The organism is Citrobacter sp. Igbk 17, assembly GCF_028069775.1.
Lineage (GTDB): Bacteria > Pseudomonadota > Gammaproteobacteria > Enterobacterales > Enterobacteriaceae > Citrobacter.
The window spans coordinates 1-3,850 of the sequence record NZ_JANEWI010000068.1 but is presented as its reverse complement, the minus strand read 5'-3'; the positions used below and the strand labels follow the sequence as shown (position 1 = coordinate 3,850).

The following is a 3,850-nucleotide window of genomic DNA, read 5'->3' as shown; positions in this document are numbered from 1 at the left end:
CTATTATTTTTTAGTACATTCTCTTGATGGTCAATAATTTTTTTCCTGAAATCATTTTCAGTAAACACTTTATCAACCATCTTATATAATTCGTCTACTGAACTGAAAACTCCCGGAGAACATTCTAATGTTTCTGATACTGCGGCCTCATTGAATGCCAACACTGGAATACCATGTTGTGCAGCCTCAAGTAGTGGCACACCAAAACCTTCATGTTCACTAAATGAAATAAAACATTTTGATTTGCTATAATACTCATACAACTGTATTTCTGACACAGGGCCAGTAAGAATAACCTTATCTTCAATCTTTAATTCACGGATAAGGTTAATAATTTTTTTATAATACGATGAAGAGGTATCATACTTGCCAACAAGATATAACCTTCCAATTTCATTATTTTTGATATAATCATTGTAGAATTCAATCAACTTATGTTGACATTTATTTTCACAAATACGTCCAACGAAGATAATGTTATCTGAATCAATGTTAGCAATGTTGCCTGTGCCTATATTAGATATCTCATTTATTATTATTGGCAGTTTTTGCGTCTTACTTTTTTCAAACCCTAAGGCAATGATTTCTTCTAGGTTGTAATTACTGTCACCCGTAATAAAGCTAAAATGATTGACTATATCCTTTAACTGATTACGTCCTTTCTTACACAAATTATAAAGGAAGGTATTTTTCTCAAAGAAATAGTGAGGCGTTATATTATGATAATGAAGAACTTTCAACCCAGGTGCTGTAGTAACTTTTTCTGCACAATATTCAGAAAATGCAGAAAAGTGAAAAAAAACAATATCTTCATCTGATGAGTCTAAATGGTCAATATATTTAACCAGATGCTTGCGGTCAGGATGAACGTGTTTGACATAAATCTCTGTTTGTATTCCAATTTTTTTTCTCACATATTCATCTATGTGAACGACATGATTAGAGCAAGCATCATACATATCCAGAGATTCAATAACTTGAATAAACCGCCCTTTAAAATGACTATACACCTCAGCCTCTCATTCTGTTATAGATTTTTCTAGCAATATCAAATAAATATCTATTCTTCCGAAGCATTTTGACTGCGGTATATTTTGCGATACCGTTAACTTTAACTTTTGACTCAGGATGAACTGATAATATTAATATATAAAAATATGGTCTATCAACAAATCGATTAATAAACCATCCTCCTTTAACAGATTCTGGCGTTTGTTTTGTAATTAGAATCGTTAATACTTGCTTATAATCACCCTCACTTAAACTAATCAATTGGTTAATATCAAAATTTTTATATTTGAACAGAAATTTATAATCATCAGGCAATTTATTTACAATATCTTTTTCGAACAACAACCTATCGCTTCTTGCGGTATAAATGGAAGTGATAAGCTTATCATTAATATCATTAATTTTGGTATCATTCATTTTATTTCTCTATTTTCTTGCTAAAGCTTCCATTTCACGGCAAAGACCATTCTTCCTGTTACTCTCAACTATCTCAACATCATGAAAACCAGATTTAATTAGAAGTTCTGTCAATGACTCTATCGAAAACATATTATAGTGAAAATCACCTTCGTAATCTTGAGCACCAAAAGTCACCTTTTTCAGATCATCAAAAGACATATTCCCATGAACATAATCATTTATCATACTGACGGCATCTGGCATCACAATTCTAAGATTTCCACCTACTTTTAATTTCGATTTCCAGTGTGGCAGAATTTTCCTCATTAACTCAAATTCAGTAAAATGCTCGATAAGATGCGACGAAAAAATTTCATCCAAGCAGCCATCCTCAAAAGGCAATTCACTTGCATCACAAATTACATCTATACCTGGAAGTTCTCTAGCATCAACATTAATATACCCTACTGGTTGAATATGCCCACAACCAATATTTATCTTACGTATACCATCTTCGCTGAATTTTTTATCAGATAAAACCTTTGTTTCTATCTTTCGTTCAGCTCTATCCTTGAATGAATTGTCTTTTGCTCGCATTTCAAACAATAATTCTTCTCGGACAAATTCAATACGCCCTTGAACTGCTCTAACAATATCATCGGTTTTCTCGATTTTTGAGTTAAGCGATTCATGTAGGACCTTTATCTCTTCAATTTTAGCTTCACTATCACTCATTTTGCCCAGAACAGAACGTTCTAAGTTAAAGATAGATTCAGCAACGCTATTTAATCGAATTTTTACTTCTCTAATAAAATTAAACATTTTGGCCTCACTTAGTATCGACCGAACATTCATTTTTCAGCCATGCACTACCAACAAATATCTTGCCTGGTGCGATCACGTTGAAGGTACCTAGCCCATCCAACCAATGGAAACACTCTTCATAATGGTCTCTTTCTTTGTGAAGAGCTGCTGAGATGCTATATTCTCCGATACCTATATTCATATCCAATTTGAATCTAACTAATTTTGATCCAATGTTAGTCAGATCTATATCATGAGCTAATGTATTTGTTCCAAATATTATATTACCTAGACGATCTCTAATATGAAATCCCAAAGTCAAACCTTTTGATACGGAAAAATTTGTTATTGCAAAACATAGCGAACATGATTCTGAAACCTCAACCAGGTCAGTTTTAGTACCATCTTCTTTTTCAATGTAAAACCCATCAATTATTGCTTTTTTATTTCCTGACTCAGATTTACCATCTTTTACTTTTATCTCATTTTTCTCAGCTGTCTTAGATAATTTTGCATTATATAAGTTCATTATATCAGCTGGTTTACCATCAGCAACAATGCTACCTTTATCTAATAATATTGCCCGAGAACAAATATTAGCAATTGCAGCCTGATCATGAGATACGATTAGCAAAGTCGTACCTTTTTTCTTGAAATTCCTAATTCGATTGAAACATTTTGCCTGAAAATATGCATCCCCTACCGATAAAGCCTCATCGACAATAAGTAACTCGGGACGAACTGCTGTTGCAACAGCGAATGCTAATCTGATCTGCATACCAGATGAATAAGTTCTTACTGGTTGATCAATATAATCACCTATTTCAGCAAACGCTTCAATTTCTGGCATCATTTCTTCAATCTGGACGGTGCTTAGACCCATTAACTGTCCTGACATATAAACATTATCTTTACCCGTGAAATCAGGGTGAAAGCCCATCCCAAGTTCAAGTAAAGCTGCCACCCGACCACTTACATTCACATGGCCGTGAGTTGGTTTTGTTGTACCTGTTATAATCTTTAAAAGCGTACTTTTCCCAGCACCGTTCATGCCAAGGATACCAACTGATTCTCCTTCGCTAACATCAAATGAGATATCTGATAGAATATTTATTTCACGGTGATATTTTCGCTTACCCAAAGCAAGCCATTCTAGCAACCGGTGTTTCTTATTTGTATAACTTTTATATGTTTTGCTGATATGATCAACAGTAATAATAGTTTTAGAGCTCATCAACCATTTCACCTGAATGTTTATGATAAAGATAATAGCCAATAATACTAAATCCTACTGCTAATATCGTTACTATTATCAACCCCGACCAATCAGGAGCTGTATGGTAAACAAAAATATTTTGATATCCTGTTATTAAACCTGTCATTGGATTTAAATATAACCATTTTCGCGCCCACTCTGGTATAATTGAAATCAAATAGATTACAGGCGTGAACCAAAACCAAAACTGCAACAATATTCCCATGAACTGCCCCACATCACGGAAAAATACATTTAACACACCTAGAGTCAGACCCAGACCAAAGGCAAATATAATTTGCAATACCAGCAATGGGATTACATAAAATATAATAAACCCAGGAAAATTCCCAGTAACAATTAAAAATACAATATATAATG

General features: G+C 33.5%; 5 protein-coding genes. All 5 read right to left on the bottom strand.

The features are described from left to right. The coding region (locus tag NNO08_RS22710) for a glycosyltransferase family 4 protein (RefSeq protein ID WP_271457596.1) at nucleotides 1–1,010 on the bottom strand (1,010 nt) is incomplete at its 3' end. Between the two features lies 1 nt (nucleotide 1,011). Further along, nucleotides 1,012–1,428: a hypothetical protein gene (locus NNO08_RS22705; protein ID WP_271457595.1), complete on the bottom strand. Its 417-nt coding sequence runs from the start codon at nucleotides 1,426–1,428 to the stop codon at nucleotides 1,012–1,014. Between the two features lie 9 nt (nucleotides 1,429–1,437). Beyond that, nucleotides 1,438–2,232 (bottom strand): methyltransferase domain-containing protein, encoded by a 795-nt coding sequence (locus NNO08_RS22700; RefSeq protein ID WP_271457594.1) that lies wholly within the window; start codon nucleotides 2,230–2,232, stop codon nucleotides 1,438–1,440. A 7-nt stretch (nucleotides 2,233–2,239) separates the two neighbouring features. Beyond that, nucleotides 2,240–3,448, bottom strand: a complete 1,209-nt coding sequence (locus tag NNO08_RS22695) for an ABC transporter ATP-binding protein (RefSeq protein WP_271457593.1) — start codon at nucleotides 3,446–3,448, stop codon at nucleotides 2,240–2,242. Further along, the coding region (locus NNO08_RS22690; RefSeq protein ID WP_271457592.1) for an ABC transporter permease at nucleotides 3,438–3,850 on the bottom strand (413 nt) is incomplete at its 5' end. The genes NNO08_RS22690 and NNO08_RS22695, both read right to left, overlap by 11 nt.